This is a genomic window from Bradyrhizobium sp. SBR1B, from assembly GCF_014198205.1.
Classification (GTDB): domain Bacteria; phylum Pseudomonadota; class Alphaproteobacteria; order Rhizobiales; family Xanthobacteraceae; genus Bradyrhizobium.
Genome location: NZ_JACIHC010000015.1, coordinates 156,646 through 178,511, shown reverse-complemented (window position 1 = coordinate 178,511; position 21,866 = coordinate 156,646). Strand labels below are relative to the sequence as shown.

The 21,866-nt window shown below is 63.0% G+C and carries 23 protein-coding genes and 1 tRNA gene; 14 read left to right on the top strand and 10 right to left on the bottom strand.

Features of this window, described 5'->3' with window-relative positions; translation table 11 throughout:
• Window positions 1-12: 12 nt before the first annotated feature.
• The 4 genes from ribH to GGD61_RS30085 all read left to right on the top strand — a co-directional run bounded on the left by ribH (window position 13) and on the right by GGD61_RS30085 (window position 4,534).
• The gene (ribH, locus tag GGD61_RS30100) at window positions 13-504 is read left to right on the top strand and encodes a 6,7-dimethyl-8-ribityllumazine synthase (protein ID WP_092257480.1); all 492 of its coding nucleotides are present in this window, start codon (window positions 13-15) and stop codon (window positions 502-504) included.
• A gap of 3 nt (window positions 505-507) precedes the next feature.
• Complete coding sequence (nusB, locus tag GGD61_RS30095; protein ID WP_018320048.1) at window positions 508-1,005, top strand: transcription antitermination factor NusB; 498 nt, start codon at window positions 508-510, stop codon at window positions 1,003-1,005.
• A 175-nt stretch (window positions 1,006-1,180) separates the two neighbouring features.
• A complete protein-coding gene (gene thiL, locus GGD61_RS30090) occupies window positions 1,181-2,179 on the top strand; it encodes a thiamine-phosphate kinase (protein ID WP_092257477.1) in 999 nt (332 codons plus the stop codon).
• Window positions 2,180-2,413: 234 nt separating this feature from the next.
• Entirely contained in the window at window positions 2,414-4,534 is a 2,121-nt protein-coding gene (locus tag GGD61_RS30085; protein WP_018320050.1) for a sodium-translocating pyrophosphatase, read from the top strand.
• Window positions 4,535-4,706: 172 nt separating this feature from the next.
• Here the strand turns inward: GGD61_RS30085 and GGD61_RS30080 are convergent, their stop codons facing one another.
• Window positions 4,707-5,705 (bottom strand): tripartite tricarboxylate transporter substrate binding protein, encoded by a 999-nt coding sequence (locus GGD61_RS30080; protein ID WP_018320051.1) that lies wholly within the window; start codon window positions 5,703-5,705, stop codon window positions 4,707-4,709.
• 218 nt (window positions 5,706-5,923) lie between these two features.
• Entirely contained in the window at window positions 5,924-6,409 is a 486-nt protein-coding gene (locus GGD61_RS30075; RefSeq protein WP_177237153.1) for an outer membrane protein assembly factor BamE, read from the bottom strand.
• A gap of 98 nt (window positions 6,410-6,507) precedes the next feature.
• Between GGD61_RS30075 and GGD61_RS30070 the strand changes: the two genes are divergently transcribed.
• The 8 genes from GGD61_RS30070 to GGD61_RS30035 all read left to right on the top strand — a co-directional run bounded on the left by GGD61_RS30070 (window position 6,508) and on the right by GGD61_RS30035 (window position 12,112).
• Entirely contained in the window at window positions 6,508-7,071 is a 564-nt protein-coding gene (locus GGD61_RS30070; protein ID WP_183231734.1) for a ubiquinol-cytochrome C chaperone family protein, read from the top strand.
• Entirely contained in the window at window positions 7,068-7,637 is a 570-nt protein-coding gene (locus GGD61_RS30065; RefSeq protein WP_183231733.1) for a DUF177 domain-containing protein, read from the top strand. Before GGD61_RS30070 ends, GGD61_RS30065 begins: the two co-directional genes overlap by 4 nt.
• 299 nt (window positions 7,638-7,936) lie before the next feature.
• The gene (gene plsX / locus GGD61_RS30060; RefSeq protein ID WP_018320055.1) at window positions 7,937-8,998 is read left to right on the top strand and encodes a phosphate acyltransferase PlsX; all 1,062 of its coding nucleotides are present in this window, start codon (window positions 7,937-7,939) and stop codon (window positions 8,996-8,998) included.
• Window positions 8,995-9,975, top strand: coding sequence for a beta-ketoacyl-ACP synthase III (locus GGD61_RS30055; RefSeq protein WP_018320056.1), 981 nt, complete (start codon window positions 8,995-8,997; stop codon window positions 9,973-9,975). Before plsX ends, GGD61_RS30055 begins: the two co-directional genes overlap by 4 nt.
• 134 nt (window positions 9,976-10,109) lie before the next feature.
• A complete protein-coding gene (locus GGD61_RS30050) occupies window positions 10,110-10,451 on the top strand; it encodes an integration host factor subunit alpha (RefSeq protein WP_026202294.1) in 342 nt (113 codons plus the stop codon).
• A gap of 24 nt (window positions 10,452-10,475) precedes the next feature.
• Window positions 10,476-11,060 carry a MerR family transcriptional regulator gene (locus tag GGD61_RS30045; protein WP_018320058.1) on the top strand — a complete coding sequence of 195 codons (585 nt, stop codon included), beginning with the start codon at window positions 10,476-10,478 and terminating at the stop codon, window positions 11,058-11,060.
• A gap of 109 nt (window positions 11,061-11,169) precedes the next feature.
• Window positions 11,170-11,247 (top strand) — tRNA-Pro (locus GGD61_RS30040).
• A 187-nt stretch (window positions 11,248-11,434) separates the two neighbouring features.
• On the top strand, window positions 11,435-12,112 hold the full coding sequence (locus tag GGD61_RS30035; protein ID WP_092257469.1) for a hypothetical protein: 678 nt from the start codon (window positions 11,435-11,437) through the stop codon (window positions 12,110-12,112).
• A gap of 353 nt (window positions 12,113-12,465) precedes the next feature.
• Here GGD61_RS30035 and GGD61_RS30030 read toward each other — a convergent pair whose 3' ends face one another.
• The 6 genes from GGD61_RS30030 to GGD61_RS30005 all read right to left on the bottom strand — a co-directional run bounded on the left by GGD61_RS30030 (window position 12,466) and on the right by GGD61_RS30005 (window position 18,218).
• Entirely contained in the window at window positions 12,466-13,806 is a 1,341-nt protein-coding gene (locus tag GGD61_RS30030) for an adenylate/guanylate cyclase domain-containing protein (RefSeq protein ID WP_018320062.1), read from the bottom strand.
• Window positions 13,807-14,373: 567 nt separating this feature from the next.
• On the bottom strand, window positions 14,374-14,853 hold the full coding sequence (locus tag GGD61_RS30025) for a DUF4279 domain-containing protein (protein ID WP_177237152.1): 480 nt from the start codon (window positions 14,851-14,853) through the stop codon (window positions 14,374-14,376).
• A 269-nt stretch (window positions 14,854-15,122) separates the two neighbouring features.
• Window positions 15,123-15,734, bottom strand: a complete 612-nt coding sequence (locus GGD61_RS30020) for a cupin domain-containing protein (RefSeq protein WP_246786079.1) — start codon at window positions 15,732-15,734, stop codon at window positions 15,123-15,125.
• 145 nt (window positions 15,735-15,879) lie between these two features.
• Complete coding sequence (locus GGD61_RS30015; RefSeq protein WP_183231732.1) at window positions 15,880-16,419, bottom strand: RNA ligase family protein; 540 nt, start codon at window positions 16,417-16,419, stop codon at window positions 15,880-15,882.
• 922 nt (window positions 16,420-17,341) lie between these two features.
• Window positions 17,342-17,707 (bottom strand): hypothetical protein, encoded by a 366-nt coding sequence (locus GGD61_RS30010; protein WP_092257457.1) that lies wholly within the window; start codon window positions 17,705-17,707, stop codon window positions 17,342-17,344.
• A gap of 193 nt (window positions 17,708-17,900) precedes the next feature.
• On the bottom strand, window positions 17,901-18,218 hold the full coding sequence (locus GGD61_RS30005) for a hypothetical protein (protein ID WP_244550672.1): 318 nt from the start codon (window positions 18,216-18,218) through the stop codon (window positions 17,901-17,903).
• 337 nt (window positions 18,219-18,555) lie between these two features.
• Here GGD61_RS30005 and GGD61_RS30000 point away from each other — a divergent pair, with 337 nt between their 5' ends.
• Entirely contained in the window at window positions 18,556-19,512 is a 957-nt protein-coding gene (locus tag GGD61_RS30000) for an outer membrane beta-barrel protein (protein ID WP_312012748.1), read from the top strand.
• Between the two features lie 28 nt (window positions 19,513-19,540).
• Here the strand turns inward: GGD61_RS30000 and GGD61_RS29995 are convergent, their stop codons facing one another.
• Window positions 19,541-20,125 (bottom strand): TetR/AcrR family transcriptional regulator, encoded by a 585-nt coding sequence (locus GGD61_RS29995; RefSeq protein ID WP_244550671.1) that lies wholly within the window; start codon window positions 20,123-20,125, stop codon window positions 19,541-19,543.
• A gap of 163 nt (window positions 20,126-20,288) precedes the next feature.
• Between GGD61_RS29995 and GGD61_RS29990 the strand changes: the two genes are divergently transcribed.
• On the top strand, window positions 20,289-21,254 hold the full coding sequence (locus tag GGD61_RS29990) for an alpha/beta hydrolase (protein ID WP_183231731.1): 966 nt from the start codon (window positions 20,289-20,291) through the stop codon (window positions 21,252-21,254).
• A gap of 137 nt (window positions 21,255-21,391) precedes the next feature.
• On the opposite strand, the gene GGD61_RS29985 is transcribed toward GGD61_RS29990, so the two are convergent.
• A complete protein-coding gene (locus GGD61_RS29985) occupies window positions 21,392-21,631 on the bottom strand; it encodes a hypothetical protein (protein ID WP_092257446.1) in 240 nt (79 codons plus the stop codon).
• Window positions 21,632-21,866: the final 235 nt, after the last annotated feature.

Below are 21,866 nucleotides of genomic sequence, written 5' to 3'. Positions count from 1 at the left end.
CGGATTGAGACGATGGCAGACGCGCGGCGCGCACCCCTGAAGGACCAGACTGACATTTCCGGCGCGCGCGCGCTGATTGTCGAGGCGCGGTTCTATGACGATCTCCAGGACGCGCTTCTGGACGGCGCGATCGCCGAGCTGAAGGCGGCGGGCCTGACCCACGACGTCATCACGGTTCCCGGCGCGCTGGAGATTCCGGCCGCGGTCGCCATCGCCATCGACGCGGCGGCGGCGAACGGCAAGCCCTATGACGCTGTGATCGCGCTCGGCTGCGTGATCCGCGGCGACACCATTCACTTCGAGATCGTGTCGCAGGAATCCTCGCGCGCGCTGATGGATCTTGCCGTGGCGCGAAAGCTGCCGCTCGGCAACGGCATCCTCACCGTCAATAATGAGGCGCAGGCCTGGGCGCGGGCGCGCGCCAGCGAGCTCAACAAGGGCGGCGATGCCGCGCGTGCGGCGCTTGCGATGCTGCGCATCAAACGCCGCATGGCGCGGGCCTGAGCCATGGCTGATCCCACCAAGAAGCCGGCAGGGCTTAACGAGAAGAAGGCAAACCGGCGCGGCGCGGCGCGGCTCGCGGCCGTGCAGGCGCTGTACCAGATGGATATTGCCGGCGCCGGCATCAACGACATCTTTGCCGAGTTCGAGAGCCATTGGCTCGGCAATGAGGTCGAGGGCGACACCTACCTGCCGGCCGAAGCGGCTTTCTTCCGCGACGTCGTCTCGGGCGTCGTGCGCGACCAGAAGAAGCTCGATCCCCTGATCGACGAGGCGCTGTCGAAGGGCTGGCCCTTGAAGCGGATCGAGGCGATCCTGCGCGCGGTGCTGCGGGCAGGGGCCTATGAGCTGGAGCACCGCAAGGACGTGCCGGGCCGCGTCGTCGTCTCCGAATATGTCGACGTCGCCAACGCCTTCGTCGACCGCGAGGAGACCGGCATGGTCAACGCCGTGCTCGACCAGATCGGCCGCCAGTTTCGCGGCGACGAGTTCGGGCGGGGGTAATTTCCGGCGAGGGCGGTGAATTCATGCGAGACGGCTGCCCCATACTCCGCTGTCATCACCCGCGAAGGCGGGTGATCCAGTACGCCGCGGCCTGTCGATGTCACACGATCGTCTCTGGAATACTGGATCGCCCGGTCATGCCGCGCGATGACAGCGGGGGGTGGGGCTTGCATCGATGACCACTCCGCAAAACCCCTCCCCCGAAGACTCCCTCATCGCGCGCTATTTCAAGCCGCTGGCGACCGATCCCGGTGCGTTCGGTCTGGTCGATGACGCGGCGGTGCTGTCGTCGTCCGGCGACGACATCGTCGTCACCACTGACGCCGTCGTCGAAGGCGTGCACTATCTTGCCACCGATCCCCCTGACACCGTCGCGCGCAAGGCGCTGCGGGTGAACCTGTCCGATCTCGCCGCCAAGGGCGCGACGCCGGCGGGATTCGTGCTGACACTGGCGCTGCGGAGCCAGGAGGATGCCTGGCTCCGGCCCTTTGCGGACGCGCTGGGCGAGGATGCAAAGGAATTCGCTTGTCCGCTGCTCGGCGGCGACACGGTCTCGACGCCGGGCCCGCAGATGATCTCGATCACGGCCTTTGGCCGCGTGCCGCAGGGGCGGATGGTCGGCCGGACCGGCGCGAGGCCAGGCGATCGCATCCTGGTGAGCGGCACGATCGGCGACGCTGCGCTCGGCCTCGACGTGCTCACGGGCGGTGCTGCCGCGGCTGCGCTCACGACCGATCCCGCTGCAAGGGAAGCCCTGATCTCACGCTATCGCGTGCCGCAACCGCGCAACCCGTTGGCACGGGCCGTGCGCGATCATGCGACCGCAGCGATGGACGTCTCCGACGGGCTCGCCGGCGATCTGACCAAACTCTGTGCGGCGTCCGGGGTCTCGGCCACGGTCGACGTGACGAGCGTGCCGCTTTCGGCCGCGGCAGCAAGCCTGGTTGCCCGCAACGTGGTTTGCGTCGAGACGCTGCTTGCGGGGGGCGACGACTACGAGGTGCTGTGCACCGTCCCGCCGGCGCAGGGCGATGCGCTGATGGCCGCGGGGCGGGCGGCCGGCCTTGCCGTCACCGCGATCGGCACGATCGTCGCGGGCAAGCAGGGGCCGCGTTTCCTGGACGGGCAGGGCCAGGAATTGGTTTTGAAGCGGCTGTCCTACAGCCACTTCTAGGAATTGCTCCAAACCGGCATCTTAGTTCGCTGCACTTGGCCTAAATACCTGCCGAGATCGGCGTTTTCGGCCTTATCCGGCGTTGCACCCTCAATTTGATTTTGGCAAGCTTGCTACCGACTAAGGCCGCCCCTTTTGGGCAAGGGGCGGCTTTGTTCGAAATCAAGGCGCCGCACCGCTCGACGGACAACAAAAGGCGCCGGGGGTACATCAAGGATCTGAGGCAAAAATCACATGACAGCATTATGGTTGATAGTGCTCTGCGGAGTGCTTTCCGTCGTCTACGCGATTTGGGCGACGTCTTCGGTGTTAAGCGCGGATGCGGGGTCGCCGCGCATGCAGGAGATCGCGGGAGCGGTCGCTGAGGGTGCACAGGCGTATCTGCGGCGCCAGTACACGACGATCGGCATCGTCGGCGTGGTCATCTTCCTCTTGCTTGTCTATTTCCTCGGAATCTACGTCGCCATCGGCTTTCTGATCGGCGCCGTCCTGTCGGGGGCGGCCGGCTTCATCGGCATGAATGTCTCGGTCCGCGCCAACGTGCGCACCGCGCAAGCCGCGACCACCTCGCTCGCCGGCGGCCTCGAGCTGGCCTTCAAGGCCGGCGCGATCACCGGCCTCCTGGTCGCGGGTCTGGCATTGCTCGGCGTGACGCTCTATTTCGGCTTCCTGGTGCATTCGCTGAAGCTTGCGCCTGACAGCCGTACCGTCATCGACGCCATGGTGGCGCTCGGCTTCGGCGCCTCGCTGATCTCGATCTTCGCCCGTCTCGGCGGCGGCATCTTCACCAAGGGTGCGGACGTCGGCGGCGACCTCGTCGGCAAGGTCGAGGCCGGCATTCCCGAGGACGATCCGCGCAACCCGGCCACCATCGCCGACAACGTCGGCGACAATGTCGGCGATTGCGCCGGCATGGCTGCCGATTTGTTCGAGACCTATGCGGTGACCGCGGTCGCCACCATGGTGCTCGCCGCGATCTTCTTCGCCAAGACGCCGATCCTCGCCAACATGATGACGCTGCCGCTCGCGATCGGCGGCATCTGCATCATCACCTCGATCATCGGCACCTTCTTCGTCAAGCTCGGGCCGAGCCAGTCGATCATGGGTGCGCTCTACAAGGGCCTGATCGCAACCGGCGTCCTGTCGCTGATCGGCATCGCGCTGGTGATCTACTACCTGATCGGCTTCGGCAAGCTCGATGGCGTCGACTATACCGGCATGGCGCTGTTCCAATGCGGCGTGGTCGGCCTCGTCGTCACCGCGCTGATCATCTGGATCACCGAATACTACACCGGCACCGACTATCGGCCGGTGAAGTCGATCGCCCAGGCCTCGGTGACCGGCCACGGCACCAACGTGATCCAGGGCCTTGCCGTCTCGATGGAAGCGACCGCGCTCCCCGCGATCGTGATCATCGCCGGCATCCTGGTCACCTATAGCCTCGCCGGCCTGTTCGGCATCGCGATCGCGACTGCCACCATGCTGGCGCTGGCCGGCATGGTCGTCGCGCTCGACGCGTTCGGCCCTGTCACCGACAACGCGGGCGGCATCGCCGAGATGGCGGGCCTGCCGAAGGAGGTGCGCAAGTCGACCGACGCGCTCGACGCGGTCGGCAACACCACCAAGGCGGTCACCAAGGGCTACGCGATCGGTTCGGCCGGTCTCGGCGCGCTCGTGCTGTTTGCGGCCTACAACCAGGACCTCAAGTTCTTCGTTGCAGACTCCGCGCGCCATCCCTACTTCGCCGGCGTCAATCCGGACTTCTCGCTCAACAACCCGTATGTGGTGGTGGGCCTGCTGTTCGGCGGCCTGCTGCCGTATCTGTTCGGCGCGATGGGCATGACCGCGGTGGGCCGTGCCGCCGGCGCGATCGTCGAGGAGGTTCGGCGTCAGTTCCGCGAGAAGCCGGGCATCATGCAGGGCACCGACAAGCCGGATTACGGCAAGGCGGTCGACCTGCTGACCCGGGCGGCGATCAAGGAGATGATCATCCCCTCGCTGCTTCCGGTGCTGTCACCGATCGTCGTCTACTTCCTGATCTACGCGATCGCGGGCGGCGGCGTGGCCGGCAAGTCGGCGGCGTTCTCCGCCGTCGGTGCCATGCTGCTCGGCGTCATCGTGACGGGCCTGTTCGTCGCGATCTCCATGACCTCGGGCGGCGGCGCCTGGGACAACGCCAAGAAGTACATCGAGGACGGTCATTTCGGCGGCAAGGGCTCTGACGCCCACAAGTCGGCGGTGACCGGCGATACCGTCGGCGATCCCTACAAGGACACGGCGGGTCCCGCGGTGAACCCGATGATCAAGATCACCAACATCGTGGCCCTGCTGCTGCTGGCGATCCTGGCGCACTAAGCGGCGAGAGACGAGACAAGACAAGGCAAAACCCCGCGGCGCGAGCCGCGGGGTTTTTGTTTGTAGTGACAGTGCGTAGGGCGGATTAGCGAAGCGCAATCCGCCATCGCCCGAACCGCATCGAAGGCGGATTACGCTTTCGCTAATCCGCCCTACAGATCGCGGCCGTGCGTCACTGCACGTCCATCTGCAGCCCTTCCTTCTGGATGATGCCGGCGAACTTCTTCGTCTCGGCATCCACGAAGGCGGCGAACTGCTCGGGCGTGCCGTAGTCGGCGCGGGCGCCCATGGCCGCGATCTGCTTCTTGATGTCGTCGCGCTCCAGCATCGCCTTGACCTGGAGATTGAGCGCGCTCAGCACCTCGGGCGAGACGCCCTTCGGCAGGAAGACCGAGAACCACGACGAGACGTCGAAATTCGCCAGCTCCGGCGCGCTCTCGCGCATGGTCGGCAGGTCTTTCGCAAGGTCGCTGCGCTCGGTGGTGGTGACGCAGAGGCCGTTGAGCGTGCCGTTCTGCACCTGCGGCAGGCTCGGATAGAGGTTGTCGAACAGGATCTGGATGTCGCCCGCCAGCGCCGCCTGGAGCGCGGGTCCGGCGCCACGGAACGGGATGTGCGTCATCTTGAGGCCGGTGAGCTGGAGGAACCAGGCGCCGGTGAGGTGAGGGCTCTGGCCGACGCCGGAGGAGGCGTAGCTGAGCTTGTCCGGATTGGCCTTGAGATAGGCGATCAGCTCGGCGATCGACTTGATGCCGGTCTTCGGATGCGCCGACACGATGTTCGGGATCCGGATCATGTTGGAGACCGGCTGGAGCTGGTCCGGCTTGTAGGTCAGATTCTTGAAGATGCTGTAGGCGATCGCGTTCGGACCGGGATTGCCGACCAGGATGGTGTGGCCATCGGGCTTGGCACGAACCACCTCGGCGGTGCCGATGGTGCCGCCGCCGCCCGAGCGGTTTTCCACGACGGCCGACTGACCCCAGGCGGTTTGCAGATGCGCGGCCAGGAGCCGACCCAACACGTCGGTCGAGCCGCCGGCCGCAGCCGGCACCACGAGGCGGACGTTTTCGGTCGGCTTCCAGTCGGCAAGGCTCGATCGCGGCAGGATCGCTGCGGCCGAAAGGCCGGCCACTCCGGTGAGCACGCGACGTCGGGACAAAGTCTTAGGCACGAATCCACTCCCTGCTTCTTTCTTTGCAGGGAGCGTAGGAAACCGCAGATGCGACGGCAAGTCGCGCGCGGCGGTCAGTGCCGCGCGGAGGGCGGCACGACGCCGCAGGCGAGGGGCATATACCTTCCGGCGGAATTGGAAGGCGTTCTGGATGCTTGTCTTGAAGCGTTTTCCTGAAGCGAGCCGGTCGCCGGCTTCGCCCGAAAACGCTCCGGGGCTCAGTTAAAGCTGAGCAGCTTGAACAGCGGCGTGAGGTAGCTCATCTCCTGGCCCGACGTCGGCGTGGTGCGGCTGATGAAGTCGAAGATCTTGCCGTCCTGCAGGCCGTAATTCGCGAGGCGCCGCACGCGCCGGTTCTTGTCGAAATAGATCGCGATGACGCGCTGGTCGACCACCTTCTGGTTCATGAAGGCGACCATGCGCTCCGAGCGCTGGGAGATGTAGTAGAACACTTCGCCATCGAGGGTCGCCACCGTGGAGGGCGTGCCCATCACGATCAGCACCTGATCCTGGCTCGCGCCGATCGGAATCTGCTCCAGCGCACCGGGCGGCAGGATGTAACCCTTCTGGAATTGCTCGCCGGTGCAGCCCGTGAGCGCGGCGCCGACCAGGGCGACGGCGGCGAGCATGCGCAAGCCGCGCCAGCGTGCGTGAAGGCCGCGCCGCGTACCCGCGCGCAGGCTGATCTGGTTCGTTGTCGTCATAGCGGAACTGATTCCGTCCCCTTGCGTCGCGCGAGGCGCTGAAGTACCGGGCTGGGCGTCTGAATGCAACTCGCGCGCGCCCGCTTGCGGAAACCACAATGCTTTGGCCGTTCAATCACTTCAGGAAACCCCGGCTAACCCCGTCGGGCACCATTGAAGCCATCTATGGCATGATCGTGACGCAGGCGCGAGAACCCATATTTTACCGCGACTTGGGCGTGCCCGATACGGTTAACGGGCGTTTCGACCTGTTGCTGCTGCATCTGTGGCTGCTGCTGCGGCGCCTGCGTACGGTCCAGGGCGCCACCGCAGGAGCCTCGGAGCTGTCGCAGGCGCTGTTCGACCGCTTCTGCGAGGACATGGACGACAATCTGCGCGAGATGGGGGTCGGCGACCAGACCGTGCCGAAGCGGATGCGGGCGTTCGGCGAGGCGTTTTACGGCCGCGTGCAGGCCTATGACCAGGCCATCGAGGCCGGCGGCGAGGCCCTGGCAGAGGCGATCTGCAAGAATATCTTGAATGGGACCGGCCCGGACCAGGCGAGGCGGCTCGCGGCCTATGCCCGGGCCACCGAGACCGATCTCGGCCGGGCCGACGAGGCCGCGCTGCTGCGCGCCTCCTTCAGGTTTCCTCCAGCGCTTCTCGAGGGCGACACGCCATGAGCCGACCCAATACCGGATCCGAGCCCGATCCCTGGCGGGCCCCCGTCATCGTCGCGCAAATCCCCGACACCGGTCTGCATCGCAAGCTCGAGGCCTCGGCCGCCGAGCGGCAGGCCATGGCGGAGGTCGCCGGCCTCCGCGAGATCCTGTCCGCCCAGGCCGACTTCGACGTGGTGCCCAGGAGTGGCGGCCGGGTCCAGGTGACCGGCAGCGTCCGGGCCCGAATCGGCCAGACCTGCGTGGTCACGCTCGATCCGATCGAAAGCGAGATCGAGGAGGAGGTGGACCTGGTGTTCGCCCCCGAGGCCGAGGCGCGCCGCCTGGCCGACCTGATCGCCGAGGGGCAGGACGAGGAGGCGCCGCCTGAGGTCGCTGACCCGCCCGAGGCGATCGTGGGTGGCATCATCGACCTTGGTCGGCTCGCCACCGACGCCCTGTTCCTGGCAATCGATCCCTATCCGCGCAAGGAGGGGGTCGTGTTCGAGCCGGAGGTCACCGCCCCCGATCCCGAGGACCATCCATTCGCGGCCCTGAAGGCGCTGCAGGACAACAAGAAGGGCCAATAGCCGGGCATTTCCCCCAGGGATCGTCTTGCGGCGGTGCGCGAGGCATTTGCCGGGATGGTTTCAAAGCCTTCTTTATCTGGCTAATTTCAGTGCATTTCTTGCAGATTCAGGAGTTCGCGGCCGGATCGCCCCGGATGCAAAAGGCTGGGGGCAAGAGGTTGTTTCGGGGGTACAAAACGCTATTGTCGCGCCCCGGCCCGGGTGCAGCGTGGCGCTTGGCCGGCCGCCATGTCCGTGGCGAACTCATTTTGCGGTCCCGCTGATCCAAGACCGCACCAGACCAGGTTTCCAGGACTTTTATGCCAAGCAAGGTTCGCATCGCGCTGGACGCCATGGGGGGCGACGCCGGCGCCGCCGTGGTCATTCCCGGCGCCGCCATCTCGCTTCAGAGGCATCGCGAGACCGAGTTCCTGCTGGTCGGGGACCGCGCCAGGATTGAGCCCGAGCTCGAGAAGCATCCCGCGCTCAAAGCGGCTTCGAAGATCATCCACACCGACGTGGCCGTCAGCGGCTCGGACAAGCCGAGCCAGGCGCTGCGGCGCGGCCGCAAGACCTCCTCGATGTGGCTTGCCATCGACGCCGTGAAGAAGGGCGAGGCGGATGTCGCGGTCTCCGCCGGCAATACCGGCGCGCTGATGGCGATGTCGCGCTTCCACCTGCGCACGCTGCCCGGGATCGACCGTCCCGCGATCACGGGGATATGGCCGACCAGGCGCGGCGAGTCCGTCGTGCTCGACCTCGGCGCCACCATCGGCGGTGACGCGCACCATCTGGTGTCGCTCGCGGTGATGGGCGCAGCGATGGCGAGCGTGCTGTTCGACAAGAAGCGCCCCACGGTCGGGCTGCTCAATATCGGGGCCGAAGAGATCAAGGGGCACGAGGAGATCCGCGAGGCCAGCGAGATCCTGCGTGCGAGGAACCTGCCGGAGCTCGACTATATCGGCTTCGTCGAGGGTGACGGCATCGGCAAGGGGCTGGCCGACGTCATTGTGACCGAAGGTTTCAGCGGCAACATCGCGCTCAAGGCCGCCGAGGGAACCGCCCGGCAGATGGCGGACTTACTCCGCAACGAGATGCGGCGGAGCTGGCTGTCGAAGCTCGGATATCTCTTTGCGCGCAGCGCCTTCCAGGCCCTGCGCGACAAGATGGACCCGAACAAGTCCAATGGCGGCGTGTTCCTGGGTTTGAACGGATTAGTGGTCAAGAGCCACGGCGGAACCAGCGCCGAAGGCTTTGCCTATGCGATCGATGTTGGCTATGAGATGGCTCACTACGATCTCCTGAACAAGATCAATCAGATGCTCAACCGCGAGGGCGGTGCACTCAATTCCGTGCAGGCCGCGCAGGAGGCTGTTTCGTGACTCAAATTCGTTCGGTCGTGCTGGGCTGCGGCTCCTATCTGCCGGAGCAGGTGGTGACCAACGCCCAATTGGCGGCGCGTATCGACACCTCCGACGAGTGGATCGTGCAGCGCACCGGCATTCGCGAGCGGCACATCGCGGCCGAGGGCGAGTTCACCTCGCATTTGGCGATCAAGGCGGCGCAGGCCGCGCTCACCGATGCCGGCATGGACGCGCAGTCGATCGACCTGATCGTGCTCGCGACCTCGACGCCCGACAACACCTTCCCCGCGACGGCCGTTGCCGTGCAGCACGGGCTCGGCATCACCCACGGCGCGGCCTTCGACCTCCAGGCGGTATGCTCCGGCTTCGTGTTCGCGCTCGCCACCGCCGACAATTTCCTGCGCACCGGCGCGTTCAAGCGCGCGCTGGTGATCGGCGCCGAGACCTTCTCGCGCATCCTCGACTGGAACGACCGCGGCACCTGCGTGCTGTTCGGCGACGGCGCCGGCGCGGTCGTGCTGGAGGCGCAGGAGCAGCCGGGCAAGGCCGCGACCGACCGCGGCATCGTCACCACGCATCTGCGCTCCGACGGCCGCCACAAGGCAAAGCTGTTCGTCGACGGCGGGCCGTCCTCGACCCAGACCGTCGGCCATCTGCGCATGGAGGGCCGCGAGGTCTTCAAGCACGCAGTCGGCATGATCACCGACGTCATCGTCGATGCCTTCCAGGCGACCGGGCTCAATGCCGAGACCATCGACTGGTTCGTACCGCACCAGGCCAACAAGCGAATCATCGACGCTTCCGCCCACAAGCTCCACATCGCGCCGGAGAAGGTGGTGCTGACGGTGGACCGTCACGGCAACACCTCGGCCGCCTCGATTCCGCTGGCGCTGTCGGTGGCCCGCAAGGACGGCCGCATCAAGAAAGGCGACATGGTCCTGCTGGAGGCCATGGGCGGCGGCTTCACCTGGGGCTCCGCGCTCGTGCGCTGGTAGGGCCACAGTCGATAAAATTTTGCCGGAATCAGCGCCGATTATCGATGCGTGTGCATTGATGAGCGCTGTTGACCGCCGTATCGTAACCTCATAATTTCAGACAACAATTGTTCGCCGTGATGTGGGGCAGGGCGATGACCGATCAAAGTAAAACCGTAACGCGTGTCGATCTGTGCGAAGCCGTCTACCAGAAGGTAGGCCTGTCGCGCACGGAATCGTCCGCCTTCGTGGAACTCGTGCTGAAGGAGATCACCGACTGCCTGGAAAAGGGCGAGACGGTGAAACTGTCCTCGTTCGGGTCCTTCATGGTCCGCAAGAAGGGTCAGCGCATCGGCCGCAACCCAAAGACCGGCACCGAGGTGCCGATCTCGCCGCGCCGCGTCATGGTGTTCAAGCCGTCGGCGATCCTGAAGCAGCGGATCAACGGCCAGCACCGCGCCAACGGTGACGCCAGCAAGGCTCCACAAGAGGCGTAACGCCTCTCGCAAAGGATTTGGCATTTGGACAAGGCGCCGGATGCGTTCCGAACCATCAGCGAAGTAGCGCAGGAGCTCGACATTCCGCAGCACGTGCTGCGGTTCTGGGAAACCCGATTCTCCCAGATCAAGCCGATGAAGCGCAGCGGCGGCCGCCGCTATTACCGCCCCGACGACGTCGACCTGCTCAAGGGCATCCGCCGTCTCCTCTACGGGGAGGGCTACACCATCCGCGGGGTACAGCGGATCCTGAAGGAGCACGGCGTCAAATCGGTGCAGGGCCTTGCCGACAGCGCCGCCGCGGTCTCGTTCGGCGCCATCGAGGACGCCATCGGCGCCAGCTTGATGGAGCCCGACGACGAGGAGGCGCCCATCAAGGGCGTCACCGACACCGACGATGACGACTACCAGGGTGATGAGGAGGAAGGCATCGACTTCCGCTTCACCGAGGTCGACGACGAGGAAATCCTCACCACCTTCCGCAAGGGCGGCACGGCTGCCGCGGCCCCGGCCGGCCCCAGCGCCATCGACCGGGAACGGTTAGGGCGCGTCCTCGCCGACCTCGTCGCCTGCCGCGAGATGCTGGATCAGGCGCTGAAGGATGGGTAGGGGCGGGCTTCGCCGGCTTGCGGGCAGTTCCGGGGACTGTGGCCGGGACGGCAAAATGCTGCGGCCTCGCCTTGCGCATCGCGCCGATCCTAGCTAATGGAACGACGTTCGGAGCGTGGCGCAGCCCGGTTAGCGCACTAGTCTGGGAGACTAGGGGTCGGAGGTTCAAATCCTCTCGCTCCGACCAAATTCTTCAAATATTTCAATGGTCCCGTGGGCCGGCCGGTTATTAAAGAGCCGCCGCTTTACAGGCAGTTTACAATAATCGTTCTGGCGCTGTTCTTCAGTCGTGCATAGGGGAGCAGCATTTAGGACGCGTCCTAAAGAAACATGAGAACGAGTTAGCCACTAAGAACTCAGAGGCGCGCCTTCTGGTGTCGGTTGTCAAACCCGGCAGTATCGACATCAACTTAGTACCCGACCTCGTCTCAACCGTGGCAATGGCCGGCCCCTTGCTGGCACCACTAATCGACAAGGTCGAGCTGATCGAAAAGTTCGGCAAGCATCTTAAGTCTCTGATCGACCTTTTTGCTAAGAAGCGAGAGGCGACAGCAGCCGACAATATCTCCATTAAAGACTGCGACGATGCAACGAACATAGTGAAACCGATCGCAAGTCACGGCGGATCGCAGACATTCAATGTGATCAACGGTCCGGTTACCGTTCAATTGTTGACTGTCACAGCTCAGGAAGCGTCATCGATTATTGAAACCGCTGCGCTCGAAAAGACGCTACTTCAGAATCCGAAGGCGGAGGTTTTGCAGCGCGTACCTATGGTTTGGAAAAGGTTGGACAGAGACTCCGTGAAGTCGGAAGCCAAAACAACTCCAGACCGTGCTTTGATAGAGGAAATAGATGAAAAGCCGCATGCAGTGTTTTTCACTGACGAGATGAGCCATCTAAAAAAGCAAATGATCGGGGACGAAGAAAATCCTTATCAAGCAATCTATTTTGTGGATGTTGTTGTATCGCGGTCATCGGGCAAAGTCGTCTCCTACCGCGTGATTGGCTATTACGGCAAGGAAGAGCTCGAGCCGCTACCTCCGGCATAGTTCGCGGGCGAAGAATCGGAAGAGAATATCAGGGACTTCTTCCAGCGTGTATTGCGACACTAAAACTCGAAGCGATAGCATGGGATGGAATCGCAACTGGGGGGACTATGCCACGTTCTTGGCGTTCATGGATGCTTGCTGCTGCCAGAGAATGGAATTTCACGCCGACGCCAAGACCGGCGCGATCACGTCCGAAAAGCTCGATGACTAGTCCGTGTACTCATTAAGCGGCTGGCCGCCGCTAATGTCCGCTTAAGCCCGAACAGCGGCGGAGAAGCAGCAATCTTCCAATGTCGCTGAAGGGCCAAAAGCGGTCCTTCGGTGCTCTGACCACATGGCGGGGTGAAAGCGGGCTAGGTAATCACCGCACGGAACAGACGCCATTCGTCAGGCACGCCTTTGAGAGTGTGACGGCCGCGCTCTTCAAACGTCAATCCGGAGCCTGCTACGAGGTCGCGAACCGTCTGTGAGACCAGAACTTCACCCGGCGCAGCTAGCGCCGCCACGCGCGCGCCAATATGCACGGCAATGCCAACGATATCGTGCGCGACGAATTCGCACTCACCGGTATGCAAACCGCAACGGACCTTCAGATCGAGCGAGCGCACCGCATCGCGGATTGCGCTGGCGCAGCGTACGGCGCGCGCGGGTCCGTCGAACGTGGCAAGGAAACCGTCGCCGGCGGTGTTGATTTCGCGCCCGCGATACTGGCCGAGCACGCCCCGCGCTTTGGCATAGAACGCGTCGAGCAGTACGTGCCAGGCGCCGTCGCCGAGCATGGCGGCGCGTTCCGTCGATCCCGCAATGTCGACAAACAGCACAGTCGCAAGCACTCTATCTGGCTGGGCTGCCTGCCGATGCCCAGTGACGAATTCTTCGACCTCATCAAGGATTGCGTCCTGACTGCCTACCCAGACCACATGGTCCTGACCACTGAGCTCAATCAGTTTGGCGGAAGGAATCATCTGCGCCATGTAGCGCGCATGCTTCACGTCGATGACGCGCTCATCGGTGCGATGCAAAATTAAGGTCGGTACACGCGTGACGGGGAGGATATTTCTGACATCAATTTCCCGGTTCATGCGCATGATCGCGGATGCCGCCCCTGGGCTTGCTGAGGCCCTGAAGTAGGCAGCAACTTGCTCAAGTGCCTGCGTATTGCCGGCAAGGCTGGGCGCCCACATCAGCAAACTCATTGCATCTGTCGTGCCCCAGTGGTGCTCAATGTCATCGAGGAAAGTGCTCCACTGCGCATCAGTCCATCCGAATGTGTAGTCAGGAGCCCACGCGCGTCGCGCATAAGTGCCACAAAGAACCAGAGCGGACGTGCGTTCGGGATACGTCGCGGCATAGAGCAGCGACATCGGACCGCCCTCGGATACGCCAAACAAGGTGGCCCGCTGGGAACCGACTTGGTCCAGCACCGCCTGCACATCGTGCATCCGCTGTTCAAGTGTGAAGATCTGGGAACCGCGATCAGACATTCCGGTGCCGCGCTTGTCGAAAATGATGACTCGCGCAAACGTTGCAAGCCTGCGGAAAAAATAGGCGCGGCCTGGCGATTGCCAAAGCGCTTCAACATTGGAGACAAAACCGGGGACGAACAGCAGGTCGCGTGGACCGTCGCCAATCACCTGATAGGCAATATGGACGTCGTCACTTTTGACGTAGTGAGTGGTCGGGATGTCAGCCATGTTGGCCTACTGCGGGACAAACCACGCTGCGCGAGTGTCGTATCACATTCCGCGTCAGGCTAGTGGGACTTTTGACGGGCTTGACTGCCCCCTACCCGTAGGTACCGGCAAAAACTGGGGAAACCAGAGTGATGCCACGGCCGCGAAGGCCGCTTAGGGTCAGAAGCTGCCATCACGCACCATGCCGAGGTTGGTCAGCTATGGGCCAATACCAGACCCGGCTCAGTGCCCGGCGCCAGTGAATTGCACGACTACCTACTCAGTTTCAGCGCGCGCGCTGCGGGTGTTTGCCTTCTTGGGGACTGACGCTGGTCGCGAGATGCGCCCAAATCTGGACTTACGATGCCCGAAGGTTCCGGGAATTGTCTTTTGGTTGCACTCGCCGGACCGGAATCTGGGGCAGTGCAGTTGCTCTTTGAAGGTGCAAGTGCACGGTTGAGGCCCTTGGTTATCGTCTGGCATCGCGCCCTCGCATTAGCTCGCCGCATCGCCTTGTTCAGATCACCTTCAGTAAGCGGAACCTCGCGATGCTCCGGGCCGAGGTCTGGCACGGGCCACAAGCGGTCCTCATACAGTCGCCGTTCGCTCGCTGTATATGTCGAAATCAAGCTCGATGTTGCGGTCGGCCGCGAACTTGAGGATGTCAGCAGGTATCGAAAATCCCTGATTTCTAGTTTCGAGGTGGAGACCAAAGCTCAAGCGAATTTGTGCCCCCACAGGTAGCTGTTCCCAGACAGTGGGCGCTTGAGGAAAGCGGGCGATCAGCGTTCTAACTGCTTCCGTAACGTCCCATTCGTCGGTCTCTTCCGACGTTAGACAAACCGCCCAGGAACCGAACGTGGCGGGAGGTGCGTTTGCCCTCGCCGAACGCGGTAGGCCTTTGACTTGTGAATGGGTTGGCTCGACAGCGAAAAGATGGGTCACATGCTCAGGATGGAGATCATCCGCCCGAACGGTCAGCGAAATCGAGAACCAAGAGATCGGCCCCCCAAGCCATGCTGCGTCCGGAGGTGCGTCTTTTGGCGGTTGCGGACGTGGTCGCTTCATTCGGCTACTGATCCTAAACGGCACAAAGAACGCACCGCGACAAGGTTGCTGCTCCGGTTGCATAAGGCGAATTTATCTACTCTGTCTGTCCCGGAATGTTCAACTTTGAATGACCGATAACGAGGACCGCTTTGGGTCACAAGCGGCCCTCAGCGAGCATCCCCGTGAAGGTCCGCTAAGGGCCAACAGCCGACATCGCGCCGGTGCCGGAATGACGAAAGAGGCCACCCGATTGAGGTGGCCTCTTTTTATGCTTCGGCGCTTCGTTTTTACTTCTTGCGCGGATCGTCGGCTGGATCGATGAACACAATGCCCCCCGGCCCGGTGAATACAATTTGGACCATCGTTTCTTCGTTTGTCGTCCATACATAGTGGGGGTGCTTCGCCGGCAGCGTGAAGACGGAGCCCGGCTTCAATATCTCGCCTTTCGAGGGATCAAACTTTTCCCCCATGGCGTTCCCAAAGCTGCCACTCATCACGGTGACGACCTCGGCATAGGGATGAGTATGCGGCGGAACTTTATAATTCGGCGGGAATTTGACCCGCTGGACGATCGTCTCGGCCTTTGTTAGGTCACCGATCAAGAGGGCGGTTTGCGCGCCCCTGAAGACCGGATGCTCTATCCACGTCAACCCATCGGGCTTGACCACCTTCATCGCATCTTGAGCCATCGCAGAACTTGCCAACGCGATCAAAATGGCACCGGCAAAGGACTTGTTCATCCAAACCTCCTTCCAAATATTGCGGAGCTGGAGGGTCCAACAGGATACTACAAAAATACTCAGACTGAACCGCTTAAATTCATTTTCGGAAGGGCTTGAATCGCCCATGGCAAACCAAGTCCGAATTGGGTCATAAGCAGCCGTCAGGCGAACGATCATGTGACGTTCGGTCCTCTCCAGACAGCTGACATGACAGCGGCTTTCCCGTGTTCAGATCGGGACCACTACCGCATCTAACGGAAGGGCTATTGAGGGCGTCCATCACCCGCGACATCGCGGGATGCGTCCGGTTCTTGACCTTGATCTAGTCCTTGGAGCGACCGCTGCTATAGCGCCGATCGCGACGCTTGGAGACCAGCCCCTCGAGGCCCATGCGAACCGCGGCGCGATAGACCTCGCTCCCGATCTCGCCTGCCTCGAATGGCGTAACGAACATGTCGTCAGGCCGGCCGCGCAGCAAGCGCGCCAGGTTGCTCTTGCGCAGCGAGAGGGGCAGGGGCCGCAGATCTTCGCCGCCGCGCACAAGGATATCGAAGGCGTAAAGCTGCACCTCGTCATCATGCCGACGCGAATGCAGGGCGTTGAAGTCGGAGACGCCGTCGACGCCGAGCACCACGGCCTCTCCGTCGACGAAGTGCCGCTCGCGGTTCTTCAGCGCGGCCTGGACGATCCAGGGGTAGCGCTTGGTCCAATCCGTACCGTTGCGAGAGAGGAGGCGCACCCGCTCGTTCTGCCGAATGACCAGCATTCGGTAGCCGTCGTACTTTACCTCGTGGATCCAGTCAGGCCCTGAAGGGACGTGCTTGGCGGCGGTAGCCAAGCAGAGCTCGTACGTCATACGCATGGACCGAAAATAAGACTTCCCGCTCAATTTGCGAGATCGGGAACTGTGGGCCTCGGTCGGTTGCAGAAAGTGGCTTCTCCGCGGCCGAAGAAGTAAGCGAGCGTAGGATTTGTTCGGCTTGCTCCTTTGTCAAATTGGCTGCCCAGGCGGTCCCTATCAGTGTCGGGCCCTTGCGTACTCGATCGTAAACCATCCAACCCTTGCCGCCCATTCGAACGAAATATCGGCTCTGCGCCGGAATGTTATCAGTCAATGCAGCATGCTCCCAACCAATATGCCCAGCAAGCTAAGGGAGGGCATTCACCTTTGTACCTTCATTCGCAAATGTGAATCTCGTCGGGAGAAAGTGGCAGTGTCTCGTTCTTGTCGCTAACCTTGTGCGATACGTGAGTCGGGGGGATTCATGGATCGGAAGCCTCTTGAGAGCATGTCTCTCGAAGAGCTGTGGCGACTCCACACCGTCGTCAATGATGTTTTGGCGGAGAAGCTTGCGGCGAAGAAGCAAGAGCTAGAACGACGACTGGAGCTGCTCAACCGAGAAGGCAAAGCTCCCCATTAAGGCGGTCGCAATCGACTCGCCGTTTCACGCTGGCGGACCTAGCCGGCTGGGAGAGTCATTGCCGGCGCGAACCGTTCTGAGAATGTTGCGGCCTTTGCATCCCTCGCGGCAGAAAGGGCAGCGGAAATAAACGTGGAACATCCGATGGTCGCCAGCGCCAGGAGAGCCGTACCGAAAATCAGGCTACGCATTTGAGCCTCCCGCAACGGTCGTTACCGTCGCAGTATCGGATTGCATTGTTTCAGCTTCGCTTCGTTGGAGGCCTCAATTGGCTTCGTACACGCGGCCGTGAATGGCATGTTCGCCCCGCGCGCCGGCCGGCCGCGGCGCATTTCGCCGAGCCCACAGGCCTGCCTTCAGATGTCATCGGGCAGCGCCGCGCAGGGGCAGGGCGAGCTGCAGGTCAAATCGTCGCGTCGCGTTGGCGTTGATGAAATCCTGCAGAGCCGGCGAGATCTCGGCGTCGGAGTTGGCGGCGCGCTCGGCCAGCGCGTCGGCAAGGTCGGACGTCGCGTCGCGGGACCAGCGCTCGATCGCATTGAAGCGCACGATCCGAAGCGGATAGGCATATTGGCCGGAGAGGATGTCCTGTAGGACGGTCTCGAGATCGGTGTCGGCCTCGTCGGTCTCACGCCATGCGCACCCGGCACCCGCGCCGAAATCCTCAAGCACCAGGTAGATGTCGCGGTCGAGGCGATCGGCCGGCACGATCGAGGGCGAGGAACGCATACGCATACTCCGATACAAAAGCAGCGGAGAGACGGCCCCGGCTCGCAGGGGCGCTAGGGGGGTATGGGCCGGGGTCCGCTCCGCCAGCTCGGCGGCAAGCCAGCGAGACTCATAATCTCATCCCCGGGCCTTCGTTCCTGGAAAGCCAGCGCGATCGGCTCGTCGAACTCGCCGGCGCTCCCGTCATGCGCCCTTATGCCAGGGACGGCTGCGGTCGGCGTCGGTCACGCGCGCCTGCTTGATCTCGTCGTAACTGAGGGTCCGATTGCAAAGCCGCCCAAGCGGATCGGAACGCCATCTTGGCCGCGTCCAGGCTGGCGGCGTGGCCGCGATGGGCACTCCGCTGCGGCACGTTGGGCAGAAAGCATGACCAGGACCAATCGGCGCCGCCGCCGACGGCAGTGGTTCTGAAAATGCGGCCGATGTGAAGATGGTCCCAGATCACGACATGGTCGTCAGGCGCGGTTTTACCGCCTATCACGGCGCGGCGCAGGGAGAGTTCGTCGGTCATGGGCGGCGTTATGGCATGAGAACACAGAGAGAACAAATTCCCGGCGATGTGTAGCAAAGTGTGTATCAAGCACAGCCACGCTCGGCCGTTCGCTGGCGCCGTGTGCAGCCTCCCGATCGGTTTACAATTTCGGTAAAAGACCCTGTCTTTGCAAACCGAAGCCGCTCCGTCGTTTCCAAAAATTCTCCCGTAGAAGCAACGATCTGCCGTCGCCTGGGAGACTAGGGGTCGGAGGTTCAAATCCTCTCGCTCCGACCATTTTTCAAAGAATCAAATTCCTTTTCGGCCGGGTTTACCGTGGGCCGCACGTTTCCGCTTGGGTTGCAACGTTCCGCGAGTGTTGCCCTGGCGTCACAGCGTGCAGCGTCAACATGATTTAAGAATTTCGGGCGCGTTGGAATCGCGGAGGGGGCGTCCCGTGGGAAGAGCACTGGCTGCTGTAGCAGTCTTGGCGAGTGTCGCGTCGGGGGCGGAAGCTGCTGACCAAAGCCCCGCACTTTTCACGAAAGCGCGCACGGCTGACTCCAGCCCAAGCTGGACGGGATTCTATGCTGGCGGCAACGTTGGCGGCGCATGGGCAGACCGGACCGTGAATTTCACCGGTGACGCGGCCTCCGCTTTCATCTTCAATCCTGGAGTTCCGATTGCGCCTCCGTTTGCGGGGCAGGTTGCTCCCAACCCTCACGATTTTTCGATGAGTGGTGTCACGGGGGGCCTGCAAGCGGGCTACAATTGGCAGCTGGGTGGCAAATGGCTCGTCGGCGTTGAAGGTGACTTGAGCGCATCCAGCTTGCGCGGAAGCGGTCGCGAAACAACGCCGATTCTGCCCCCAGCTTTCGCGCAGACCATCTCGGCCGAGCAAAAGATTGACTGGTGGGGGAGCATTCGTGGGCGTCTGGGGGCGCTGGTCACGCCTAGCGTTCTTCTGTATGGGACCGGCGGCTTTGCTTTTGGTCGAGTGGCGACATTCGACGACTACATCGCGAACGGACCGGGTGGCGCTTTCAGTGTCTCCGTCGCCGGCACTTCATTCAGCTGTACGATCGGATCGACTTGCTTTACGGGCACCGATTCCCGCATTCAGGCTGGCTGGACGGTGGGTGGAGGCGGCGAATGGCGCTTTGCGCCTCGCTGGAGCTTCAAGGCCGAATATCTCTACGTCGACCTCGGCAAATCGTCAGTGACGGCCACCGCACTCGCAACGGGCATTGGCCCGACCCTGTCCAAATACACGGCGAATTTCGGCCGGGCGGATTTCCACGTGGCGCGAGTGGGCGTGAACTATCACTTTTGAGCCTAGATCAGATCTCTCTAAGGGCCGCCTACCTCAAATACCCCACGACCATCCGCGTCGTCTCGTCGACCAGCGTCCGCACCATCTTCTCCGACAGCATTTCGGGTCCGTTCAGCACCGTGTTGTGCGCGACCGCCTCGATCGAACTGACGCAGATGAAGGTCGCGACGTCGAGGTCGATCTTGCGCATCTCCTTGCGGCGGCTTTCGAGATAGGTGCGCACGAGGTCATGGACCTCGCGGTTGAAGGCTTCGACGTCTTTGAGCTGGCCGGTGCGGGGGATCTGCTCGGCGAGCACCCGGTGCAGTTTCGGGTCGATGCGGTGGGCTTCGATTGCGATGGTGACGAGCTTTCGCACCGCCTTGTCGATCGGTAGGTCGGCGACTTCCGCGAGCGCGGTGCGGACAATGCCCATGATCTCCTCGTTGTGACGGTCGATCACGGCGGCGACGAGCGCTTCCTTGCTCGGAAAATACTGGTAGAGCGAGCCGACGCTGACGCCGGCGATCTCGGCGATGCGGTTTGTGCTGGCCTTCTCGAAACCGTCGCGGACCAGAATGCGAGCGGTCGCCTCGACCAACGCGTCGACGGTGGCGCGTGAGCGCGCCTGCAAAGCGTTTTTCCGGGGTTTTGTCGGCGGCGTGCGCGCCATGGGCTTTGCGATCCGAATGCGAGTAGGAAAAGCGAGCGAATGCTCGCATTATACGCGCATATGGCGACCTGTCGGCAAGCCTCTTCGTCGCCATATGGATGCCCAGCCAGGCGGAGAACTGTCCATGAGCGTCGCAAGGATCGTGTCGGCCCTGCAGTTTTGTCCAGATCTTTGCGCGCCTCGGAGCCGTGAGCCCGGGCCGAGCCTGCAGAGCCGCGGCTTCAACGCGCTGCTCGCCCTGCTGCCCTACAAGCAGCAGCTGGCATCAGCCGAAGCGGTGCAGGCGCATGTGCAGAAGCTCGCCTTGCAGCCGGCTTCGTTCGAGCCGCCGAACCTGGGGCGCGACGTTGAGGTGACGCTGACGAAGATGGGCGGTTGGCCGGTCTATTACACCGCGCCGGCGTCGGGACATGAGGGCTGCAATTTCGTGATGTTCCTGCATGGCGGCGGCTACATCAACGAGATCGTGCCGGCGCATTGGCGCCTCATAGGCCAGATGACGCGCAAGGCGAACGTCGTGTGCGTCGTACCGATCTATCCGCTGGCGCCGCGCGCCACCGCGAAGGATGTCGTGCCGGCGACGGCCGAGCTGTTGCGCATGCTGCTGGAAGACGCCGGGTCTGCGAAGGTCACGGTAGCAGGCAACTCGGCCGGCGTAGGGCTCGCACTCGCGGCGTGCCAATGGCTGCGCGATCGCGGGCATCGGCAGCCGGACCAGATGGTGCTGATCTCGCCCGCGGCCGATGCCTCGGTCAGCCGTCCGGAGCAGATCGAGATCGCAAAGCGCGATCCGATCCAGGACATTCCGGGCATCGTCGAGGCCGGGCGACTCTACGCCGGCGAGCTCGATATCGGCCATCCCTTCGTCAGCCCGCTCAACGGCGCCTTCCGCGCGCTTGCGCCGATGACGATCTTCGCAGGGACGCGCGATCTGCTTTACCCCGACAGCGTCGATCTCGCCGAGCGGGCGAGGGCGGTGGGCGTGCCGGTCGAGCTGCATCTGCTGCGTGACCAGCCGCACAATTACGCGCTGATGCCGACCCCGGAGGGGCGCAAGGCGCGGGCGCTCATCATGCGCGCGGTGGCGTGATGGGAGAAGCGTGTGACCGTGGTCACAGGGCGCGCCGCCTCGCTGGGGCTTGGCGCTGGCAGTGCCCGCGAAGGGACAAGCGGCCCCCGGGCGTTTCCTCGTATCCGTCGTCTTCGGATCAGTAGTTTTGCGGGGCCTTAGGCGTGGCCCTTGATCTCGTAATGGCCGGGCACGCATTTGTACCGATCCAGGCGCCAATTGGCGTGATAGATCGGATGCTCGCCCATCCATTTCGCCAACGGCGCCTGTGCGCCGATCGCACATTGCATCAACGACATCTCGGGCGTCATGTTGCTGTCGGTCACGATTTCCTCGATGCAACTGCCTGAGCTGGCTGCACTCAGCCGGCAGAGCACGGCAACGACGGTCACGAACATTCCTGTCACCTCATCGGTAGTTTCAGACCACGAAGAGGATGCAAGCGGAGTGCCAGAGCCTGTGACACGCAAACAACACGCTGGCCTGGCCGACTCGACCCAGCGTCCGGAGTCCATTTGATGATTCGGATTGTAAAAAAATTACCCATAAACCGAAGCCGGACAAATACGGGAACCGGGCACTTTTGCCCCAACTGTGGCAGCAGCGCCGCGGACGCTCCCGCGCAACGGCCGG